At 70.2% G+C, this 19,659-nt stretch carries 21 protein-coding genes; 11 read left to right on the top strand and 10 right to left on the bottom strand.

Annotation, left to right across the window (positions count from 1 at the left end):
• Positions 1–164 precede the first annotated feature (164 nt).
• From ABZ444_RS41860 to ABZ444_RS41850, 3 genes are read right to left on the bottom strand one after another with little or no spacing between them, the layout of a single operon-like run.
• A complete protein-coding gene (locus ABZ444_RS41860) occupies positions 165–1,103 on the bottom strand; it encodes an NAD-dependent epimerase/dehydratase family protein (protein WP_358009519.1) in 939 nt (312 codons plus the stop codon).
• A gap of 10 nt (positions 1,104–1,113) precedes the next feature.
• The gene (gene rsrA / locus ABZ444_RS41855) at positions 1,114–1,380 is read right to left on the bottom strand and encodes a mycothiol system anti-sigma-R factor (RefSeq protein WP_358009517.1); all 267 of its coding nucleotides are present in this window, start codon (positions 1,378–1,380) and stop codon (positions 1,114–1,116) included.
• Entirely contained in the window at positions 1,377–1,982 is a 606-nt protein-coding gene (locus ABZ444_RS41850) for a sigma-70 family RNA polymerase sigma factor (protein ID WP_358009515.1), read from the bottom strand. The genes rsrA and ABZ444_RS41850 overlap by 4 nt, the downstream gene beginning before the upstream one ends.
• Positions 1,983–2,216: 234 nt before the next feature.
• Between ABZ444_RS41850 and ABZ444_RS41845 the strand changes: the two genes are divergently transcribed.
• Positions 2,217–2,957 carry a methyltransferase domain-containing protein gene (locus tag ABZ444_RS41845; protein ID WP_352322877.1) on the top strand — a complete coding sequence of 247 codons (741 nt, stop codon included), beginning with the start codon at positions 2,217–2,219 and terminating at the stop codon, positions 2,955–2,957.
• Positions 2,958–3,022: 65 nt separating this feature from the next.
• Here the strand turns inward: ABZ444_RS41845 and ABZ444_RS41840 are convergent, their stop codons facing one another.
• Entirely contained in the window at positions 3,023–3,355 is a 333-nt protein-coding gene (locus ABZ444_RS41840) for a TraR/DksA C4-type zinc finger protein (RefSeq protein ID WP_358009513.1), read from the bottom strand.
• A 156-nt stretch (positions 3,356–3,511) separates the two neighbouring features.
• On the bottom strand, positions 3,512–4,255 hold the full coding sequence (locus tag ABZ444_RS41835; protein ID WP_357985091.1) for an SOS response-associated peptidase: 744 nt from the start codon (positions 4,253–4,255) through the stop codon (positions 3,512–3,514).
• A gap of 133 nt (positions 4,256–4,388) precedes the next feature.
• Here ABZ444_RS41835 and aroA point away from each other — a divergent pair, with 133 nt between their 5' ends.
• A complete protein-coding gene (gene aroA / locus ABZ444_RS41830; protein WP_358009511.1) occupies positions 4,389–5,663 on the top strand; it encodes a 3-phosphoshikimate 1-carboxyvinyltransferase in 1,275 nt (424 codons plus the stop codon).
• A 91-nt stretch (positions 5,664–5,754) separates the two neighbouring features.
• On the top strand, positions 5,755–6,786 hold the full coding sequence (rsgA, locus tag ABZ444_RS41825) for a ribosome small subunit-dependent GTPase A (RefSeq protein ID WP_358009585.1): 1,032 nt from the start codon (positions 5,755–5,757) through the stop codon (positions 6,784–6,786).
• A gap of 11 nt (positions 6,787–6,797) precedes the next feature.
• Here the strand turns inward: rsgA and ABZ444_RS41820 are convergent, their stop codons facing one another.
• The gene (locus tag ABZ444_RS41820; RefSeq protein ID WP_358009509.1) at positions 6,798–7,253 is read right to left on the bottom strand and encodes a DUF4442 domain-containing protein; all 456 of its coding nucleotides are present in this window, start codon (positions 7,251–7,253) and stop codon (positions 6,798–6,800) included.
• Between the two features lie 90 nt (positions 7,254–7,343).
• Here ABZ444_RS41820 and hisN point away from each other — a divergent pair, with 90 nt between their 5' ends.
• Positions 7,344–8,141, top strand: a complete 798-nt coding sequence (gene hisN, locus ABZ444_RS41815) for a histidinol-phosphatase (RefSeq protein ID WP_357985133.1) — start codon at positions 7,344–7,346, stop codon at positions 8,139–8,141.
• 9 nt (positions 8,142–8,150) lie between these two features.
• Here the strand turns inward: hisN and ABZ444_RS41810 are convergent, their stop codons facing one another.
• From ABZ444_RS41810 to ABZ444_RS41800, 3 genes are all read right to left on the bottom strand, one after another.
• Positions 8,151–8,522, bottom strand: coding sequence for an Rv3235 family protein (locus ABZ444_RS41810; RefSeq protein ID WP_357985100.1), 372 nt, complete (start codon positions 8,520–8,522; stop codon positions 8,151–8,153).
• Between the two features lie 166 nt (positions 8,523–8,688).
• Positions 8,689–9,474, bottom strand: a complete 786-nt coding sequence (locus ABZ444_RS41805; protein WP_358009508.1) for a fructosamine kinase family protein — start codon at positions 9,472–9,474, stop codon at positions 8,689–8,691.
• On the bottom strand, positions 9,461–9,934 hold the full coding sequence (locus ABZ444_RS41800; RefSeq protein ID WP_358009506.1) for a low molecular weight protein-tyrosine-phosphatase: 474 nt from the start codon (positions 9,932–9,934) through the stop codon (positions 9,461–9,463). Before ABZ444_RS41800 ends, ABZ444_RS41805 begins: the two co-directional genes overlap by 14 nt.
• Before the next feature lie 137 nt (positions 9,935–10,071).
• On the opposite strand from ABZ444_RS41800, the gene pstS reads away from it, so the two are divergent.
• Genes pstS through ABZ444_RS41775 form a run of 5 tightly spaced genes read left to right on the top strand, consistent with a single transcriptional unit; the run spans position 10,072 to position 14,560 of the window.
• A complete protein-coding gene (pstS, locus tag ABZ444_RS41795) occupies positions 10,072–11,187 on the top strand; it encodes a phosphate ABC transporter substrate-binding protein PstS (protein ID WP_358009504.1) in 1,116 nt (371 codons plus the stop codon).
• A gap of 6 nt (positions 11,188–11,193) precedes the next feature.
• A complete protein-coding gene (pstC, locus tag ABZ444_RS41790) occupies positions 11,194–12,174 on the top strand; it encodes a phosphate ABC transporter permease subunit PstC (RefSeq protein ID WP_358009502.1) in 981 nt (326 codons plus the stop codon).
• Positions 12,171–13,043 carry a phosphate ABC transporter permease PstA gene (gene pstA / locus ABZ444_RS41785; RefSeq protein WP_358009500.1) on the top strand — a complete coding sequence of 291 codons (873 nt, stop codon included), beginning with the start codon at positions 12,171–12,173 and terminating at the stop codon, positions 13,041–13,043. The genes pstC and pstA overlap by 4 nt, the downstream gene beginning before the upstream one ends.
• A gap of 15 nt (positions 13,044–13,058) precedes the next feature.
• On the top strand, positions 13,059–13,835 hold the full coding sequence (gene pstB, locus ABZ444_RS41780; RefSeq protein WP_358009498.1) for a phosphate ABC transporter ATP-binding protein PstB: 777 nt from the start codon (positions 13,059–13,061) through the stop codon (positions 13,833–13,835).
• On the top strand, positions 13,835–14,560 hold the full coding sequence (locus ABZ444_RS41775) for a response regulator transcription factor (protein ID WP_358009496.1): 726 nt from the start codon (positions 13,835–13,837) through the stop codon (positions 14,558–14,560). The genes pstB and ABZ444_RS41775 overlap by 1 nt, the downstream gene beginning before the upstream one ends.
• On the opposite strand, the gene ABZ444_RS41770 is transcribed toward ABZ444_RS41775, so the two are convergent.
• Complete coding sequence (locus ABZ444_RS41770) at positions 14,529–15,518, bottom strand: serine hydrolase (protein WP_358009494.1); 990 nt, start codon at positions 15,516–15,518, stop codon at positions 14,529–14,531. The genes ABZ444_RS41775 and ABZ444_RS41770 overlap by 32 nt on opposite strands.
• A gap of 314 nt (positions 15,519–15,832) precedes the next feature.
• Here ABZ444_RS41770 and ABZ444_RS41765 point away from each other — a divergent pair, with 314 nt between their 5' ends.
• Positions 15,833–17,185 carry a hypothetical protein gene (locus ABZ444_RS41765; protein WP_358009492.1) on the top strand — a complete coding sequence of 451 codons (1,353 nt, stop codon included), beginning with the start codon at positions 15,833–15,835 and terminating at the stop codon, positions 17,183–17,185.
• 466 nt (positions 17,186–17,651) lie between these two features.
• On the top strand, positions 17,652–18,917 hold the full coding sequence (locus tag ABZ444_RS41760) for a PQQ-binding-like beta-propeller repeat protein (RefSeq protein WP_358009491.1): 1,266 nt from the start codon (positions 17,652–17,654) through the stop codon (positions 18,915–18,917).
• Positions 18,918–19,659: the final 742 nt, after the last annotated feature.

Here is a 19,659-nt window from a genome sequence, read left to right as displayed (position 1 = left end):
AGGACCACCATCGAGGTGACCACGATGACGGCGGCGAGCGACCGGGTGAACCTGTCCTTCAACATCCCACATGCCTCCACGTCGACTTCTGGAGCTCACGCTACAGAAGAGGACGTCACCGTACGGGCCGAGCGGGAAATCGCAAGCAAAGTGTAATCAAGCAACTACCTGGCGCGACTCCGCGCCCAGGCCACGGTGTTCTTCACGCCGGTCGGCAGGTCGGTGCGCGGCTCCCAGCGAAGCCCCTCGTGGGCGGGCACCGGATCGACGGCCATCGCCGGCAGGTCGCCGACGCGCGGGGGCGCGAAGCCCGGCTTGTCGTGGGCCCCGGCCGCGTCGGCGATCAGCGAGTGCAGGCGCCTGTCGGTGGTCTGGATGCCGGTGCCGAGGTTGAAGCGGCGGCCGTTGCCCTCGCTGCCGCAGGCCCGGACGAAGCCGTCGACCACGTCGTCGACGTAGACGTAGTCGCGGGTCTGGGTGCCGTCGCCGTAGAGGACGGTGGGGGTGCCGTTGAGCAGGGCGTCGGTGAAGATCGACACGACGCCGGCCTCGCCGTCGGGCGACTGGCGCGGCCCGTAGACGTTGGAGAGCACCAGCGTGGTGTACTCCAGGCCGTAGAGGGCGCGGAAGGTCGCCAGGTAGGTCTCGGCGCTCAGCTTGGAGGCCGCGTACGGCGAGCGCGGGTCGGTGGGCGCGTCGCCGGGCACGGGGATCGTGGCGGGCCGGCCGTAGACCGCCACCGACGAGGCGAACACCACCTTGCGCGTGGTGCCCTCCTTGGCCGCCGTCAGCACCGACGCGGTGCCCTCGACGTTGAGCCGGGCGTCGTGGACGGGGTCGGCGACGCTCTTGCGTACGCTGATCTGGGCGGCCAGGTGGCAGATGACCTCGGGCCGCAGCTCGGCCGCCAGCCCGATGATCGCCGGGTCGCGCACGTCGAGGACGTGCAGGCTGAAACGGTCGCTCTCGGCGGCGTTGACCAGGTTGTCCCTGCTGCCGGAGGACAGGTCGTCTACGGCGACGACCTCGTGTCCGTCCGCGAGCAGGCGGTCGACGAGATTCGACCCGATGAAACCGGCACCACCGGTGACTAGGACGCGCATGGCGTGAATCCTAGTCGGCCAGCTCCGACCTCACCTGCTCGATCCGCGCCAGCACCTTGGAACGCAGATCGGCGGGGACGGGGTCGCAGCCGCAGTGCTTGGCCACGAGCGCCTTGACCGCCTTGTCGAGGTCGTACTCCTTCAGGCACGGGCTGCACTCGTCGAGATGCACGCGGATGTCGGAGACGTCACCCTCGGTCAGCTCGCCGTCGAGATAGGCGTAGACCTTGTCCAGTACCTCGCGACAGTCGGTGTCGTGCGGGTTGCCACAGCTCATTTCGATCCCTCCGAGGGGACCAGGCCGCGCTCGCGGGCGTAGTCCTCAAGGAGGCCCCGGAGCTGCCTGCGTCCCCGATGCAGCCTGGACATCACGGTGCCGATGGGAGTGCCCATGATGTCGGCGATCTCCTTGTAGGGGAAGCCTTCGACGTCGGCGAGGTAGACGGCGATCCTGAACTCTTCCGGCAGCGCCGCGAGCGCCTGCTTGATGTCGCCGTCGGGGAGGTGCTCCAGCGCCTCGACCTCGGCCGACTTCAGCCCGCTGGAGGTGTGGGACTCGGCGCGCGCGAGCTGCCAGTCCTCGATCTCCTCGGTGCCGGACTGCTTGGGCTCACGCTGCTTCTTGCGGTAGCTGTTGATGAACGTGTTCGTCAGGATCCGGTAGAGCCACGCCTTGAGGTTCGTGCCCTGCTGGAACTGGTGGAACGACGCGAACGCCTTGGCGAAGGTCTCCTGAAGCAGGTCCTCCGCGTCCGCTGGATTCCGGGTCATCCGGAGCGCGGCGGAGTAGAGCTGTTCGAGATACGGCATGACGTCGCGCTCGAACCGCTCGCTGCGCTGCTCCAGAGTCTCCGCGCCTGTCGCGGGCACCGGACCCACCCCCCTAAGATCACCGGTGGCCGGCTGTGGCGGTACACCGTACTCAGGGGAGAATACCCGCTGGCCGATGACCTCCTGGTCATCGGGGCGCGGTCTTTCCAATGTGAGCATGCTCGTCGCAACACGCCCGCGCCCTTGTCTGTTCCCGCAAGATAGAAGGTACAGAGGACCCGGTGCGGGGAACGTCCATACGTACCGGCTGGTAGCCCTTTTTCCGGAACTCAGGAGTCGCGTGTGCTGCCCATTCCGGCCGAGGAACTGAACGGCTCTGGGACGCTCGGGCCGTACTGGACCTTCTACCGCGCCGTCGCCGCCGAGCAACTGAACCGCTGGCTCCCCGGCGAACCGTCGGTGATCCTCGATCTGTCCGGCGGCCGCGGACGCTGGTCCGGCCAGGCCGCGAGGGCGGGACACCGGGTGATCGAGGTGCTCGACTTCCGCCGGACCGTGGACGCGCAGTCCCGTTTGCGGGACGCCGACCGGGTTCGGCACGTACGCGCCGATGATCTGGCCTTTCTTCCCGACGAGAGCGTTGACGCGGTGGTCGCCGAGGAACGCGCGATGTCGATCGAGCTCATGGCCGAGTCGGCGATGAGCGACGTGGCCCGGGTGCTGCGTCCGGGCGGGCGCGCGCTGGTGTGCGTCGACTCGCTGGTGCTCGGCATGGCGATCCTGGCCGAGCAGGAGCAGTGGCAGCACCTGCGGCAGACCGGCGAGGTCATGCTGGTGCCCTGGCCCGACGGCAGCATCACGCGCTGCTTCAGCAGCGGCCAGCTCCGCGAGTTGCTGATGGGGGCCGGGCTGGAGGTGGAGTGGATGCGGCCGCGCACGGTGTTGTCGCCGTCCACGGTGGACCACGTGCTCGGGTCCGACGGACGGGCCCTGACCTGGCTCGTGCGCACCGAGCTCGACGCCCATCCCGACGACGACGACACGGTGGGCATCCACCTGGTGGCCAGCGCCCGCAAGAGCTGACCCGCCGCCCGGCTTCCCGAGGGCCGCCGTTCTCCTCGTCCGGCGGCCTTCGGTTTCTGCGCGGGTCAGCGGCGGCGTTCGCGTTTCCCCTGGCACTGCACGCAGCGGGCGGCCTCCGGGCGGGCCTCCAGCCTGCCCTCGGGGACCGGCTTGTCGCAGTCGACGCACCTGCCGTACGCGCCTTCGTCCAGGCGCCTGATCGCCTCGGTCACCGCGCGGCGTTGCGCGGTCGCCACGGTGAGCATGGCCTGCGCGCGGTCGGCGTCGGTGAGGTCGGAGCCCGCGTCGGCCGCCGAGTGCTCGCGGATCGCGACGGGGTCGCCCTGAAGGACCCCGATCGAGCGGTCCAGCTCCGCGAGCATGTCTTCGAGCCGCTTACGAGCGGTCGTGACGTCCACGAATCCGCACCTCCGGGTGAAAAGGGGGAAGCCCGCGGCTAGGACTCCCCGATTGTCCCGCCCGGCGCAATTAGGGGCATGTTGTGGCGGTGACACCGTGTGAACGGTCGCATCGCTTTCCTCACCGAATGCCCACTTACCATGCTTCTTACACCTTTAGAAAAGACCGGCTTCCTCCTCGTCGGGAAGCGGTTTGATGAGATCCGGCCCATTGTTCCGGACATTATTGACATCAGTAGAAACGGGATATGCCGCCAGCCTCCCGGCCTCCGCGGGCACCAGGAGTCGTGAGGCGCGCTCGGTGTCGGTGAGGCCCGGGTCGAGCCAGTCGGCCCAGCGGTCGCGCTCGATCATCATGGGCATCCTGTCGTGGATGCGGCCGAGCTGGTCCTCCGCGTCCGTGGTGATGACCGTGCAGGTCACCAGCCACTTGAGCGGGTCGTCGTCGTCGCGGGTGCGGTCCTTCCAGAACTCGTACAGGCCGGCCATGGCCAGCACGCCGCCGTCGGCCGGGTGGATGAAGTACGGCTGCTTCTTCTTCTCGCCCTCGACGGCCATCCACTCGAAGTAGCCGTCGGCCGGGATCAGGCACCTGCGCTTGGCGAACGCCTGCCGGAACGACGGCTTCTCGGCCAGCGTCTCGGCCCTGGCGTTGATCAGCCGGGAGCCGATCGACGGGTCCTTGGCCCAGACCGGCACCAGGCCCCACCTGACGATCCTGAGCTGCCGGACCGCGTGCTCGTCCTCCTTGGAGGTCCGGCTCATGACCGCGTAGACGTTCTTGGTGGGGGCCACGTTGAAGTCGGCGCCCAGCTCCTTGTCGGGCTCGCCGTCGAGCTCGACCTGGAACTCCTCCAGCAGCTCGTGCTTCTTGCGCGCCGAGGCGTATCTACCGCACATGTCCCCACATTGCCATACGTCCGGGCCTCGCCTCGCGGCTTCGCCTCCGGCCGGGACGGCTTCGCTTCGCGGAAGGGCGACGCGTCGTCCACAGGCCGTGAACGCGCCGTACCAGGCCCAGTAGGCTTTGGACATGCCCGCTCAGCACTGGCCCGCGCCGACGGCCGACACGCCCGTCAACGCCTCCGTCCGCCTGCCCGGCTCCAAGTCCGTCACCAACCGGGCGCTGCTGCTCGCCGCACTGGCCGACGGTCCGGGCGTCGTGCGCCAGGCGCTGCGCAGCCGCGACGCCGACCTCATGGTGTCGGCCCTGCGCGCGCTCGGCGCCACGCTGACGGCCGTGCGCGAGACCACCGACGCGGTCGACTGGGAGGTGACGCCGGGCCCGGTCCGCGGCGGCGCGCGCATCGACGCCGGGCTGGCGGGCACGGTCATGCGGTTCGTCCCGCCGATGGCGGCGCTGGCCGACGGCTCGGTCTTCTTCGACGGCGACCCCTACGCCCGCAGGCGTCCGATGGGCCCGATCCTCGACGCCCTGCGCGCGCTCGGGGCGCGCATCGACAACGACGCGCTCCCGTTCACCATCACCGGGCCGCTGACCGGCGGCGAGGTCACCATCGACGCCTCCGGCTCCTCGCAGTTCGTCTCGGGGCTGATGCTGACGGCCGCGCGGTTCGCGAAGGGCGTGACGATCCGGCACGTCGGCCCGCCGGTGCCCTCCCAGCCGCACATCGAGATGACCGTCCACATGCTGCGCGAGGCCGGGGTCAGGGTCGACGACACCGAGCGCGACGTGTGGCGGGTGGAGCCGGGCCCGATCGCGGCCAGGGACATGACGGTCGAGCCCGACCTGTCCAACGCGGCGCCGTTCCTGGCCGCCGCGCTGGTCACGGGCGGCACGGTCACGGTCCCCCGCTGGCCGGCGGAGACCACCCAGCCGGGCGACGCGCTGCGCGGCCTGCTCACCACCATGGGCGCCACGGTGACCCGCGACGGCGACGACCTGGTCGTCACCGGCACGGGCGAGGTCAAGGGCCTCGACGCCGACCTGCACGAGGTGGGCGAGCTGACCCCCACGATCGCCGCGCTGGCCGCCCTGGCCACCACGCCGAGCCGCATCCGCGGGGTCGGCCACCTGCGCGGCCACGAGACCGACCGGCTGGCCGCGCTGGCCAACGAGATCAACGCCCTCGGCGGCGACGCGGAGGAGACGGCCGACGGCCTGCTCATCCGTCCTCGCCCGCTGCGCGGCGGCGTGTTCCACAGCTACGACGACCACCGCATGGCCACGGCCGGGGCCGTGATCGGCCTCGCGGTGCCGGGCGTGGAGGTGGAGAACATCGCGACGACCGCCAAGACGTTGCCGGAGTTCGTCCAGATGTGGGCGGCGATGCTGGAGGCCCGATGAGCGGCGATGATCGCGCGTTTCACGGCAGGCGGCGGGGGCACTTCGCAGGAGGGTCCGGCGTGAGAGGAAGCGAGCGCATGGGAGCGGACCGCTGAGAAAGCGGGAGTACGACGAGGACGACGTACGGGTCAGGCCGGGCAAGGGCTCGCGCCCGCGCACCCGCATCCGTCCCGCGCACGAGGACGCCGTGGAGGGCTTCGTGGTCGCCGTCGACCGGGGCCGCTACACCACCCTGGTCGAGCCCGAGCGCGGCCACAAGCGCAAGCAGCAGCAGCGCCGGCTCGTGGTCGCCATGAAGGCCCGCGAGCTGGGCCGCAAGGGCATCGTGGTCGGCGACCGGGTGGCCCTGGTCGGCGACGTGTCGGGCCGCCCCGACACGCTGGCCAGGGTGGTCCGGGTGGAGCCGCGCACCTCGATGTTGCGCCGCTCGGCCGACGACACCGACGACACCGACGGCATCGAGCGGCCGGTCGTGGCCAACGCCGACCAGCTCGTGATCGTCACGGCGCTGGCCGACCCGCCGCCCCGGCCCCGGATGATCGACCGGATCCTGGTGGCGGCGTTCGACGCCGAGATCGACGCCCTGCTCTGCCTGACCAAGTCCGACCTCGCCTCGCCGGACGAGCTGGTCGCCCTGTACGAGCCGCTGGGCGTGCCGCACATCGTGGTCCACAAGGGCGGCTCCCTCGACGAGCTGCGCGACCACCTGGCCGGCCGCATCAGCGTGCTGGTGGGCCATTCGGGCGTGGGCAAGTCCACCCTGGTCAACGCCCTGGTGCCCGATGCCAACCGCGCGGTCTCGCACGTCAACGCGGTCACCGGCCGCGGCCGCCACACCTCCACCTCGGCCGTCGCGCTGGAGCTGCCCGAGGGCGGCTGGATCATCGACACGCCGGGGGTGCGCAGCTTCGGCCTGGCCCACGTGTCGGTCGAGACCGTGCTGGCCGCCTTCCCCGACCTGGTGGAGGGCACGGTCAACTGCCCGAAGGGCTGCACCCATCTCGGCGACGGCTGCGCGCTCGACGCCTGGGCGGCCGCGGGCAACGCCGACCCGGCCCGCCTGGAGTCGCTGCGCCGCCTGCTGTCCAGCCGCGAGGGCGCCCCCGACGAGCCCGCCGCCTGATCACCGGCCGTTCAGGGGCGGTTGGGGCGCAGCGTCCAGGTGACGGTGAGGCTGGAGACCAGGGTGCCGGCCGCGTCGCGCACGTCGACCAGCACGTCGAAGACCGGCCGCTCGCCGGCGTCCAGCTTGCCGACGACCTCCTCCCTCGACGCGGCCACCCGTGCCTCGGCCCGCACCTCCCCCAGGGCCACCTTCCGGAACTCGATGGTCGCCGTCGTGGGCAGCGGCACGCTGCGGCTGAGCTGGTCGCCGAACCTGGACAGCACCGCCGCGCCCGACGCCGACTCGGCCAGGGTGAACAGCGTGCCCGCGTGCGGCCCGGCCACGTGGTTGTGCAGCTCGGGCCGGTCGGGCAGCCGGCATTCCGCCCGGCCGTCCTCGACCGAGTCGAACACGATCCCCAACGTACGGGCGAATGGAACGGTTTCGAGAAGGAAGGCACCTACATCAGTGGACATAGGAGACATGTTACTGGTCAGTAGGTGAAAAGGGAGTTACCAGAAAAGAGGCTCCGGTGACTGATGTCCGGCACGACCGACGCGATAGCGTGGCTGACCGTGCAGGGTTACAACGACGATCTACGCCTCGCTCACGTCATGGCGGACGCCGCCGACGACCTGACCATGCGGCGCTTCAAGGCGGTCGACCTCAAGGTCGAGACCAAGCCCGACCTGACGCCGGTCAGCGACGCCGACCGCGCCGTCGAGGAGGCCATCCGCGGCACGCTGCGCCGGGCCCGGCCGCGTGACGCGGTGGTGGGCGAGGAGTTCGGCAAGACCGGGTGGGGAGCCCGGTCGTGGATCATCGACCCCATCGACGGCACCAAGAACTACGTGCGCGGCGTGCCCGTGTGGGCCACGCTGATCGCCCTCATGGAGTACGGCAAGGTCGTCGTCGGCCTGGTGTCGGCCCCCGCGCTCGGCCGTCGCTGGTGGGCGGCGACCGGCGGCGGCGCCTGGACCGGCAGGAGCCTGGCCAAGGCCTCCAGGATGAGCGTCTCCTCGGTCACCAGGCTGGAGGACGCCTCCTTCTCCTACTCCAGCTTCGGCGGCTGGGAGAAGCTCGGCAAGCTGGACAACTTCCTCGACCTCGGCCGCGCCTGCTGGCGCACCCGCGCGTACGGCGACTTCTGGTCGCACATGATGGTCGCCGAGGGCTCGGCCGACGTGTCCGCCGAGCCGGAGCTGTCGCCCTGGGACATGGCGGCCCTCACCGTGATCGTCGAGGAGGCCGGCGGCGTCTGGACCGACCTCGCCGGCGTGCGCGGCCTGGAGGGCGGCAGCCTGGTCTGCACGAACGGCGCCCTCCACGACGAGGTGCTGAACCGGCTCAACGGCACCACGATCACCTCCTGAGAGCCCGCTTCAGGCCGTCTCGAAGTCGGTGCACAACCATCGGTGGCCGTGCCGCTCCAGCCGTACGGCCAGAACGTGACTGCGCTCGCCGCAGTGCACCAGCACGCACATCTCGACGGCCCCTTCCCGCGGCTCCTTGACGTGCGGGCTCCCGACGAACGGCGGCCGATCGGCGGAGATCATCTGCCCTGCCCTGACGAGGTCGCGGTAGGCCCGGCCGGTGAGCCGGTCGGCCACCGACTCCGGCGGGCGGCGACCCGTCAGCACCTCGGCCAGCGCCTGCCCGAGCTGGCGCAGCCTGCGTTCGTCGGGCCGGGCTCCGGGCGGCCCCCAGACCAGCGGGGTCAGGGCCAGTGCGCCGTGCGTGGGGTCGTCCGCCATGCGCCCTCCAATTTACTCAGGGGGAAGAAGGAAACGCCTTAATGAGTTTTCGGCCGGGGCCGCCGGATACGAAATCCGCCAACTTTACCCGGCCGCCGTCCTCTTTCCTCCCCTTGGGCGGAGAAATGCTTCGCGCGGCTGGATCCCCTATTTCTTTATCGGTTGTTCAGAGCGACAACACCCGGGCGACCGCATCCAGCAATGAGTCGCGGTAGGAGGCTCCGTACAGGACCACGTGCACCAGCAGCGGATGGAGCTGGTGCAGCGGCACCCGCTCCCGCCACCCCGGCGCGAGCGGGAACTCCTCCCGGTACGCCCCCATCACCCGATCCAGGTACGGCAGCCCGAACAGGGCGAGCATGGCCAGGTCCGTCTCCCGGTGCCCGCCGTGGGCCGCCGGATCGACGAGCACCCCGGTGCCGCCGGACCACAACACGTTCCCGCTCCACAGGTCCCCATGGACGCGGGCGGGCGGCTCGGGCGGCCCGGCCACCTCGGCGAACCGTTCCACGGCCCGCTCGACCAGCCTCACGTCCGCGGCCGGCAGCCGCGCCCGGCGCAGGAACGGCAACACCCGCCGGGAGGCGTAGAAGGACGGCCAGTCGCCGTCGGGCGAGTTGTCCATGGGCAACTCGGCGATGAACCCCGGCCAGGGCGCGCCGAACCCGGCCGCCCCGGCGCGGTGCAGACGGGCCAGGTCACGGCCGAACCGCAGGGCCGCCTCGGCGGTGGGCGCCTCCTGCGGCACCCACGACAACACCAGCCGGTCGGGGCCGGCCTCCACGACCTCGGGCACGGTGATCGCCTCTCCCAGCCAGCGCAACCCGGCGGCCTCGGAGGCGAACACGTCGGAGGCAGGACCGATCTTGGCGAACACCTGCCGCCCGTCCTCCAGCACGCCGCGCTGCAGCCGGCAGCCGTGGGAGGAGCCGAGGTCCTCAGTCGATCTCATCGGCGATGTGGGCGGCCACGCCCTTCGAGGCCGTCTCCAGCATGGTCAGCACCTCCTCGAAACCCTCGCGGCCACCGTAATAGGGGTCGGGCACCTCGGCGCCGTCCGGCGCGCCGGGATCGAACGAACGGAACAGGCGCACCTCGACGTCGGCGGGCGCCAGGCGGCGCAGGTTGGCCACGTTGTCCCGGTCCATCGCCAGCACCAGGTCGTAACGGTCGAACCAGTCCCGCGTGAACTGCCTGGCGCGGTGGGCGGCGCCGTCGTAGCCGTGCTCGGCCAGGATGCCCAGCGCCCGCTCGTCCATCGGATCGCCCGCGTGCCAGCCGCCGGTGCCCGCGCTCTCGACGACGACCCGGCCGCCGAGCCCACGCTCCTCCAGGGTCCGGCGGAGCACCACCTCCGCCATCGGGGAACGGCAGATGTTGCCCATGCACACGAGACACACGCGATAGCTCATGTATCCCATCTTCGCTGGTCACATTGATGGAGACGACCAGGCGCGTTCACCGAACGTTCACCCTTGTTGGGGGGTCTGAGTCACTTTGCCTGCATAACTTCATGGACGACTAAGGACCAAGTGAGGGGAACCCAACCGTGAAGTATGCAGGCCGGCTCGCCGCCGTCGCCGTCGTCGGCGCGCTCTCGCTCGCTGCGTGCGGCACAGACAACAACAGCTCCGGGGGCACGAACGGCACCAGCTCCGCCGGCGCCCCCGCCGCGGGCAACGACAACGGCCTGAGCGGCACCATCAACGCCGCCGGCTCCTCGGCCCAGGCCAACGCGATCGACCAGTGGAAGAAGGACTTCCAGGCCAAGAACTCGGGCGTGAGCCTGAACTACCAGCCGAGCGGTTCGGGTGCCGGTGTGCAGTCGTTCATCGCGGGCACGGTCGACTTCGCGGGTTCGGACTCCGCTCTCAAGGACGACAAGGGCGAGCCCGCCCAGGCCGACGCCCGGTGCAAGACCGGCAAGGCCATCAACATCCCGATGGTGACCGGCCCGGTCGCGGTGGTCTACAACGTGCCCGGCGTGGACGGCCTGCAGCTGTCGCCCAAGACCATCGGCGGCATCTTCGACAGCAAGATCACCAAGTGGGACGACGCGGCCATCAAGGCCGACAACCCCGACGCCAAGCTCCCGTCCACGCCGATCTCGGCCTTCCACCGCTCGGACGAGTCGGGCACCAGCGACAACTTCACCAAGTTCCTGAAGGCGACCGCCGGCTGGCCGTACGAGCCCGCCAAGGCCTGGCCCGCCGAGGCCAAGGGCCAGGGCGCCAAGGGCTCGGACCAGGTCGCGGCCAGCGTCAAGAGCACCGAGGGCTCCATCGGCTACGTCGAGCTCTCCTACGCCGAGAACTCCCAGCTCAGCAAGGCCAAGGTGGCCAACGGCTCCGGCGAGTTCGTCGAGCTGACCGCCGACAGCGCGGCCAAGACGGTCGAGACCGCCGAGATCACCGGCACCGGCAACGACCTGAAGCTGAGCATCGATTACGCCACCAAGACGGCGGGCGCGTACCCGATCGTGCTGGTGACGTACGAGATCACCTGCGAGAAGGGCCTCGCGCCCGAGCAGGCCAAGGTCGTCAAGGAGTTCCTCACCTACACCTCCAGCGACGAGGGCCAGGCCGCGCTGAAGGACCTCGGCTACGCCCCGCTCGCGGGCGAGCTGCTCACCAAGGTCCGCACCGCCGTCGGCGCGATCTCCTAGCACAACATGACGACCAACGTTCGTACCCGTGGGGGCGGGCCGGCCACGCGCCGGTCCGCCTCGCGGCGCAGCCATGGTGAAGGCCCCTTCAAGTTCGTCTCCACCGGTGCCGGCGTCCTGCTGCTGGGGATCATGGCGGCCATCGCCGTGTTCCTCATCAGCGAGGCCGTCCCGGCCCTGCAGGCGAACAAGGGCAACTTCTTCACCGACCTGATCTGGGAGCCCAACGGCAGCCAGGTCTTCGGCATCGGCGCGCTGGCCTTCGGCACCGTCCTCAGCTCGGCGATCGCGCTGGTCATCGCCACCCCCATCGCGGTGGGCGTGGCGCTGTTCATCTCCCACTACGCGCCCCGTCGCCTGGCAGGGCCGCTCGGCTACCTGGTCGACCTGCTGGCCGCCGTGCCCAGCGTCGTCTACGGCCTGTGGGGCGTGACGTTCCTGGTGCCGCTGCTGCGCACGCCGTCGCAGTGGCTCAACGAGCACCTCGGCTGGTTCCCGCTGTTCTCCGGCGAGGGGGCCATCGGCGGCAAGACCATGCTCGCCGGCGGCATCGTCCTGGCGATCATGATCCTGCCGATCATCGCGGCCATCTCGCGTGAGGTCTTCCTCCAGGCCCCGAAGATGAACGAGGAGGCGGCCCTGGCGCTCGGCGCCACCCGCTGGGAGATGATCAGGATGGCCGTGCTGCCGTTCGGCCGGCCCGGCGTCATCAGCGCCGCCATGCTCGGCCTCGGCCGCGCGATGGGCGAGACCATCGCGGTCGCGCTGATCTTCCCCGCCACCTTCGACCTCAGCTTCGAGATCCTCACCCCGCACGCCAACAGCATCGCGGCCAACATCGCCAACGGCTTCGGCGAGGCCACGCAGGTCGGCCGGGGCGCGCTGATCGCCTCCGGTCTGGTGCTGTTCGTCATCACGCTGCTGGTCAACATGGGCGCACGCATGGTGATCAACCGGCGCAAGGAGTTCAGGGCGGTGGGGGCATGACCATCCAGCACATCTCGACCGGCCGCCGGATCAAGGACAGGTTCGTCCAGGGGCTGGTCTACCTGGCGTTCGCGCTGGCCGTGGTGCCGCTCGTGTCGGTCCTCTGGCTGGTGATCTCGAACGGCCTGGCCCGCTTCGACCTGGAGTTCCTCACCCACTCGATGCGGAACATCGGCGCCCGCGACGTCGGCGGCGGCGCCTACCACGCCATCATCGGCACCTTGGAGCAGGTCCTGCTGGCCTCGCTCATCTCGGTCCCGATCGGCCTGTTCACCGCCATCTACCTGGTCGAGTACGGCCACGGCGGCCGCCTGAGCCGGGCCATCAGCTTCTTCGTGGACGTCATGACCGGCGTCCCTTCAGTCGTTTCCGGCCTGTTCATCCTCGCCTTCTGGGTGCTCTTCCTGGGCAACCCGTTCTCCGGCTTCGCCGGCGCGCTGGCGCTGTCGATCCTGATGATGCCGACCGTGGTCAGATCGGCCGAGGAAATGCTCCGGCTGGTGCCCAACGACCTGCGCGAAGCCTCGTACGCGCTGGGCGTGGCCAAGTGGCGCACGATCCTGAAGGTCGTGCTGCCGACCGCGTTCACCGGCATCGTCACCGGCGTCATGCTGGCCGTCGCCCGCGTGGCCGGCGAGACCGCGCCGCTGCTGCTCACGGTGTTCTTCACCGACTCCATCAACAACGATCCGTTCAGCGGGCCGCAGATGGGCCTTCCGCTCTTCGTCTTCGACCAGGCGGCCCGTCCCAACGACACCGCCATCGACCGCGCCTGGGCCGGAGCCCTCACGCTGATCCTGATCGTCATGCTGCTCAATCTGGTGGCGCGCCTGATCGCCTGGTGGCGCAGGCCCGCCAGGGGCCGATAGGGGGTAACCGCCACAATGTCCAAGCAGATCCAGGTCTCGGGCCTCGACGCGTACTACGGGTCGCACAAGGCGATCGAGGACGTGTCGATGACCATCGAGCCGCGCTCGATCACCGCGTTCATCGGCCCGTCCGGATGCGGCAAGTCGACGTTCCTGCGCACGCTCAACCGCATGCACGAGGTGATCCCCGGCGCCCGCGTCGAGGGCAAGGTCATGCTCGACGGCGAAGACCTGTACGCCCCCACCGTCGAGCCCGTCTCGGTCCGGCGGATGGTCGGCATGGTCTTCCAGCGCCCCAACCCGTTCCCCACGATGTCGATCTACGAGAACGTGGCCGCCGGGCTCCGCCTCAACGGCCGGATCGGCAAGTCCACCCTCGACGGCGTCGTGGAGGAGTCGCTGAAGGGCGCCAACCTCTGGAACGAGGTCAAGGACCGGCTGAACAAGCCCGGCGCCGGCCTGTCCGGCGGCCAGCAGCAGCGCCTGTGCATCGCCCGCGCGATCGCGGTCAAGCCGCAGGTCCTGCTCATGGACGAGCCGTGCTCGGCGCTCGACCCGATCTCGACGCTGGCCATCGAGGACCTGATGGCCCAGCTCAAGGAAGAGTTCACGATCGTGATCGTGACCCACAACATGCAGCAGGCCGCCCGGGTCAGCGACCGGACCGCGTTCTTCAACCTGGCCGCCCAGGGCAAGCCCGGCAAGGTCATCGAGATGGACGAGACCTCCCGCATGTTCACCAACCCTTCGGAGAAGGCGACAGAGGACTACATCACGGGACGCTTCGGCTGATGACCCCACAGCAGGCGGCATCCACGATGAACGGGGACACGCGGACCAAGCCCGTACTGCTCATCGCCGACCCCGACGACGCCGTGGTCGATGACCTGGTCACGGCGCTGGAACGCGAGGGCGTGGCCGTCACCGGCGCGGCGGACGGCGCCCAAGGGCTGCTCCAGGCGGGGGCGCTGCAGCCGGACGTGGTGCTCGTGTCGGCCACGCTCCCGGTCATCGACGCGGTCGACTTCGTCCGCGCGGTACGGCTCGCGCGAGCCGTACCGGTCCTGCTCGGCGTCGGCGAGGGGAACGCCGAGCAGGCCGTACGCGCGCTCGCGGCGGGGGCGGCGGCCTGCGTGGCCCGGCCGTACCGGGTGCCGGAACTGCTGCCGTTCATCCAGGCGGCCTCCCCCGAGTCCCGCAAGCTGCTGGCCGTCGGCGGCGTCGAACTGGACGTCCAGGCCTACCAGGTACGCGTCGACGGCCGCGCCGTGCACCTCCCGCTGCGCGAGTTCGAGCTGCTGCAGTACCTGATGCGCAACGCCGACCGCACGGTCACCCGCGAGCAGATCATGCGGCACGTGTGGCACGCCGCCGCGACCACGTCGACGAACACGATCGCGGTGCACGTCAAACGGCTGCGCGCGCGCCTCGGCGACAACGACGACCAGCTCATCCAGACCGTGCGCGGCGTCGGCTACCGGCTGGTCACGCCGGGCACTTCCGGAAGTCCCGCATGATCCGCTCGGCGACGCCCTCGACGGTCGCGATGCCGTCCCCCACCTCGGCGCTGCCCTCGGTGAGGACGGCGACCGCGTAGTCGTGGCCGCGGCCCCGGATCAGCCCCACGCTGACGGTGGCCCAGCGCCCGTTGGAGACGCGCTTCAGCCAGCCGTTCTTCAGGCGCACGCGCTCGCCCGCGCAGGCCGCGGCGGAGACGCCCCAGTCCTGGCCGCGGACGACCGCGCCCATGAGCCTGAGCGCCTGCGCGCGCTCCTTCGCCTTGAGCGGGCTCTTCCCGGACACCAGCGCCTTCATCAGGCGGACCTGGTCGTCCACCGACGTCTCGGTGATGCCCCAGCAGTAGAGGTCGACGCAGTCCCCCGGGACGCCCCTGGTGTGCCCGAGCCCGAACCTCCGGCCGGCCTCGGTGAAGCCCGCCGCGCCACCGATCCGCAACCAGAGGCGGTCGGCCGCGTGGTTGTCGCTGTAGCGGATCATGAGCTCGGCGTCGCGCCTGACGGGCTCGGGCAGCTTGCGCCACGGTTTCCCGAGCAGCAGCGCCATCAGGATCTGGACCTTGGCCGTACTGGCGGTGATCAGCCGTTCGCCCGGGTGGTAGCGGTAGACGCGGCCGGACGTCAGATCCCTGACCATGGCCGTGACCGGGCCCGGCCGGCCCGCCAGGAAGCGGTCGAGCCGCTTGGTGATCTTCTTGGCCGGGACGGGTTTCACTGCCTTCGGCTTCTTGGCCGGGACCTTCCCGGCGATCGCCGGAGGGCCGAGGCGGTGCGTCATGCGTACCGGCCCTGGCGTGGCGCGCACGTTGTGCACGCTTGCCGTCCCCGGAACCACCGCGTGCGCGCTCACCGGCCCCGGCGTCGCGTACGTGCTCAGCGCCGTCCCCGCGGCCCTGTCCGGGACGAGCAGCGGTGGCAGGAGGGCGAGCGCGAGGGCCAGCCGTGGAAGCGTCCTCACGCTGCCCGCGATCATGCGGTGAATTATCACGAAGAATGGCAACACCGCGCTACGAGTCGCCGGAAATCATCTTCACCTTCTCGCCACCCCACAAAGAACCCGACCACCCCGAAGACGCGCGATGTGGCCACTGGTACGATTCCCCTCTTTCGGGGTTTCCCAGCACTCTCGGGGCAAAAGTGACAACGGGGCCGAGTTATCCGCAGTATCAGGGGCAACAGCAGCAACAGTGGCCGGCCATGCAGCCGCCACCACCACCACCTCCACCCAATCCTCTTCCTCCGCCCAGGCGCCGGACCGGCTTCTGGGTCACCATGGGCATCGTCTCGCTCGTGGTGGCGATCGCCGTGGGCGCCGGCGTCGGTCTCGTCCTGCGCGGGCGCATCGGCGGCGTCGAGGACCCGCTGCGCCGGCAGGAGGCGTCGGGCAAGGGCGACCCGAACGCCGTGGTCGTCACCGACCAGGAGATCGAGAAGCTGGTCTACGAGCACGGCAAGGCGCTGAGCAGCGGGAACGCCGACGCGTTCACCTCGATCTTCGACAAGGGCAACGCGGCGCTCGTCCGCGACCAGCGAAAGGTGTTCACGAACCTGCGCAAGGTGCCGCTCAGCGAGGCGTCGTACAAGGTGATGCGTCGCGAGGGCCGCGCCGAGGACAGCTTCGGGCGGGCCTTGAAGTTCACCCAGGACGTCGCCTTCGTCCACCGGTTCGCCGGCATCGACCTGCGGCCGGTCTCGGAGTGGTACCGCTGGACGCTGGAGAAGGCGTCCAAGGACGCGCCACTGGTCGTCACCAAGGTGGACGGCGCGCCGCCGCCCATGGTGAGCGAGGGCTCCAAGTCCGTGTACTACCCGGGCCCGTGGGACATCTGGCCCGACATCGCCGTGGTCCGCGCGGGCGCCAGCATCGTCCTGGCCCGTCCCCAGGACGCGGCCATGGCCAGGCGCGTCGCCCCGGCGATCGCCAGTGCGGCGAAGAAGAACCTGGACTTCTGGAAGCGCAACGGCGACGCCACCGCACCCGTGCCGGCCGGGTTCGCGGTCGCGCTGGTCGAGGGGCAGAGCCAGCTCGGCAACCTGTTCCGCAAGGAGAAGGCGCACGAAGCGGGCGTGTCCATCCCCATGCTCGCCTGGGCCTCCCTGGGCGACGACGTCAAGGTCGGCGGCACCCGGGTGGTCATGGACACCACCTCGTCCTTCTTCCGGTCGTCCGAGGGCATCCAGGAGATCAGCACGCACGAGCTGGCCCACTCCCTCCTGGCCGGGCTGGACAGCGCCGACTTCTCCCTCTTCGGCAAGCCGAACTGGGTCGTCGAGGGCTTCGCCGAGTACTCCGCCAACCGTGGCCACCCGATCAACCAGAACATCCGCTTCCAGGAAGGCCGCGCCTACCTGGCCGGCCGCCTCAGCACCCGATTCTCGGACCGGCTCCCCGACAACCCGTCGTGGGACGCCAACGGCATGACGAACGTGCACTACCTGATGGGACACCTGGCCATGCGCTACATCGCCCAGCGGTACGGCGAGCAGAAGCTGACCGGCGCGGTGGTCGCGGCTTACCGGGCCAAGGGCGACGACAGCGAGGCGGCACTGTTCAAGGTGCTGGGCGTGCGCAAGGCGGACTTCGAACGGCAGTGGGCGTCGTACGTCCGCGGGCAGCTGGCCTGAACGGGGAACAACCATGACCGACCACTCCAACACCCCACCCGGCCCGTACGGCTCCCAACCCCCCAACCCGTACGGCCAGCCGGCTCCCAATCCCGGCTCCTACCCTCCGCCCGCGCAGCCGTGGCCCCAGAACCCGGCCGCGTACCCCCCGCAAGGCACGGGCCCAGCCGCCTACCCACCCGCGGACTACCCGCAACCGCCCGCCAACCCCTACGCTCCTCCTCCCCAGCCCGCGGCAGGCGCGTACGCCCCGCCAACGGCCAACCCAGCCGCATACCCACCGCCATCGGGCAACCAGCCCACGTACCCACCGAACCATCCCTCCCCCGGCGCTCCCTCGCCCTACGGCCAACCTCCGCAGCCCCCCGCACCCGGCAGTGGCACACCGTACGGCGGCCATCCCGCACCCCCGCAGCAGAGCCCCCGGCCCAAGTGGAAGACCGCCCTGCTGGCCACCGGCGCGGCCGTGGTCCTCCTCTCCGTCAGCACGGGCACCGCCTGGTTCGTCGCCACCACCGGCACGACCGCCGGCGGCACCACCGCATCCGGCGACGGAGCAGAATGGGACGTCCCCCTCCCCAACGCCGGCAGCTGGGACTTCACCACCGCCCTGGCCTTCGGCAGCTGGATGACCGACAAGGTCGTCATCCGCGCCCAGAAGGACGGCGTCCTGGCCTACGACCTGGCGTCCGGGAAACGCTCCTGGGGCATCCCCTCGCCGGGCGCCCAGCTCTGCGGCGCCACCCCGGACCTGTCCGGCGGCAAGGCAGCCATCGCGTACGGCAGCAGCAACTCGTGCGACCACCTGGCCGGCATCGACGCCACCACGGGCAAGCTCACCTGGAAGATCAAGATCCCGGCCGAGAAGTCCACCCTCGCGAACTCCATCAACGTCCCCCGCATCATGAGCGCCGACGGCGTGGCCGTCACCGAGCTGGACGACGCGGTGGCCGCCTACCGCCTCTCCGACGGCCGCAAACTGTGGAGCGCCACGGCGGCCGCCGACGACGGCTGCCATGTGAAGGACATCAACACCGCCCCCACCCGGGTCGCCGTCATCCTCGACTGCACCTTCAGAGGCGGCACCCGCCTCCAGTACCTCGACCCCAAGACCGGCAAGATCACCAAGCAGGCCACGCTGGGCCAGCTCAGCCTCATGACCAGCCTTCTGTCAGCCTCTCCCGCCATCATCCGCAGCGAGTCCGGCGGCCAGAACAACTTCACGGTCTACTCCGACGCCGCCACCAAGGTGACCGAGTTCAAGACCCCCGAGGTGGACATGCTCGCCATGAACACCGTGGCCTTGGTCAACGGCCTGTTCGAACAGCACCGCTACACCATCCACGGCGACCGCCTCTACCTGGCCACGTTCCCGGAGAACGTCCCGCAGAGCATGCGCTCCCGCAACAAGGCCCTCGCCTACGACCTGAAGACCGGCAAGCAGCTGTGGGAGTCGTCCGGCACCCACGACACGATCCTCACCTACGTCCGCGCCGACGACCAGGGCCTGCTGGCCGTGGAAACCGGCGACCGCCGCGACCTGGCCCCCCGCCTCATCCGCCTGGACGCCGCCACCGGCAAGGCCACCGAACTGGCCACCCTCCCCCAGAAGTACGGCACCGAGGCCGAAAAGGCCCGCGTCTTCGAACGCAACGGCGTAGTGATCACCGTCCCCTGGACCTCCGTAGCCACCAAGTACGCCATCACCTACGTCAACACCAGATCCGACTGACCTCGCAACAAAAGAAGGGCCCCACGCACCCAGCGTGAGGCCCTTCTCTCGTCTCCCCAATCTCACCACCCCAGCTACTCCCCACTCCACCCCTGTCACTCCCCACAGCGCCCCAGCCCTGCAACCCCGAGCTTTCCACCCGCCCCCACCATCCCCGTAACCCCGCCCCCGCCACTCCCAAGGCCCCATCCGACCTCACTCCCCCACCAGGACCGGGCCCCACAAATCACCCCACCAGGCTCCACACCAGCCCCGCACCTCGGGCTTGGCCGGCTGCGATGCCCTGCGTGCCCGAAAAGCTTGGGAGTGCGGTGGCGTGCCCAGAATGCGTGTGCCTGAGATGCGTTACGTTCCTGAGGCTGCGACGCCCCCCACATCCCCGACACCCAGCGCCTGCGCCAGGTGCTATCACGTCACGTGCACGCGGCAGACCTGCACGAGGGGATCTTCACCCCTTGCAGGCTGGTGACGCCTGTCTGCGGTTGTGGGCCGGCGCCGCCTTGCACATGCTGGGGTGAATGTCGGCATTCAGCAGAGGCGTAGGCCCGGCCCAAGGACGAGCCCAGAGGAGCCTCGGCCCAGAGGCCGGATACGGGAGGCGAGGCTCGGCCTCTCAGTCTCCTCGGAGGCAGGGCCGGATATGGCCCCTCAGTCTCCTTCGAAGTGGGGCCGGCGCGGGGTCCACCAGCCAGTCCCCCGTGCCGGTCCACGGACCGGCCCCCAGGGCTGGCCACCCAGGGCC

Origin of the sequence: Nonomuraea sp. NPDC005730, assembly GCF_040630865.1 — a bacterium.
Taxonomy (GTDB): domain Bacteria; phylum Actinomycetota; class Actinomycetes; order Streptosporangiales; family Streptosporangiaceae; genus Nonomuraea.
Note: the sequence above shows the minus strand (reverse complement) of the source record. Positions and strands in the feature narration are given on the sequence as shown.

Coding starts and splice junctions, on each gene's coding strand:
- ABZ444_RS41860 (WP_358009519.1), bottom strand. CDS start 1,103: ATGCGCGTCCTAGTCACCGGTGGTGCCGGTTTCATCGGGTCGAATCTC.
- rsrA (WP_358009517.1), bottom strand. CDS start 1,380: ATGAGCTGTGGCAACCCGCACGACACCGACTGTCGCGAGGTACTGGAC.
- ABZ444_RS41835 (WP_357985091.1), bottom strand. CDS start 4,255: ATGTGCGGTAGATACGCCTCGGCGCGCAAGAAGCACGAGCTGCTGGAG.
- aroA (WP_358009511.1), top strand. CDS start 4,389: ATGCCCGCTCAGCACTGGCCCGCGCCGACGGCCGACACGCCCGTCAAC.
- ABZ444_RS41820 (WP_358009509.1), bottom strand. CDS start 7,253: ATGTCTCCTATGTCCACTGATGTAGGTGCCTTCCTTCTCGAAACCGTT.
- ABZ444_RS41810 (WP_357985100.1), bottom strand. CDS start 8,522: ATGGCGGACGACCCCACGCACGGCGCACTGGCCCTGACCCCGCTGGTC.
- ABZ444_RS41805 (WP_358009508.1), bottom strand. CDS start 9,474: ATGAGATCGACTGAGGACCTCGGCTCCTCCCACGGCTGCCGGCTGCAG.
- ABZ444_RS41800 (WP_358009506.1), bottom strand. CDS start 9,934: ATGAGCTATCGCGTGTGTCTCGTGTGCATGGGCAACATCTGCCGTTCC.
- pstC (WP_358009502.1), top strand. CDS start 11,194: ATGACGACCAACGTTCGTACCCGTGGGGGCGGGCCGGCCACGCGCCGG.
- pstA (WP_358009500.1), top strand. CDS start 12,171: ATGACCATCCAGCACATCTCGACCGGCCGCCGGATCAAGGACAGGTTC.
- pstB (WP_358009498.1), top strand. CDS start 13,059: ATGTCCAAGCAGATCCAGGTCTCGGGCCTCGACGCGTACTACGGGTCG.
- ABZ444_RS41775 (WP_358009496.1), top strand. CDS start 13,835: ATGACCCCACAGCAGGCGGCATCCACGATGAACGGGGACACGCGGACC.
- ABZ444_RS41765 (WP_358009492.1), top strand. CDS start 15,833: ATGGGCATCGTCTCGCTCGTGGTGGCGATCGCCGTGGGCGCCGGCGTC.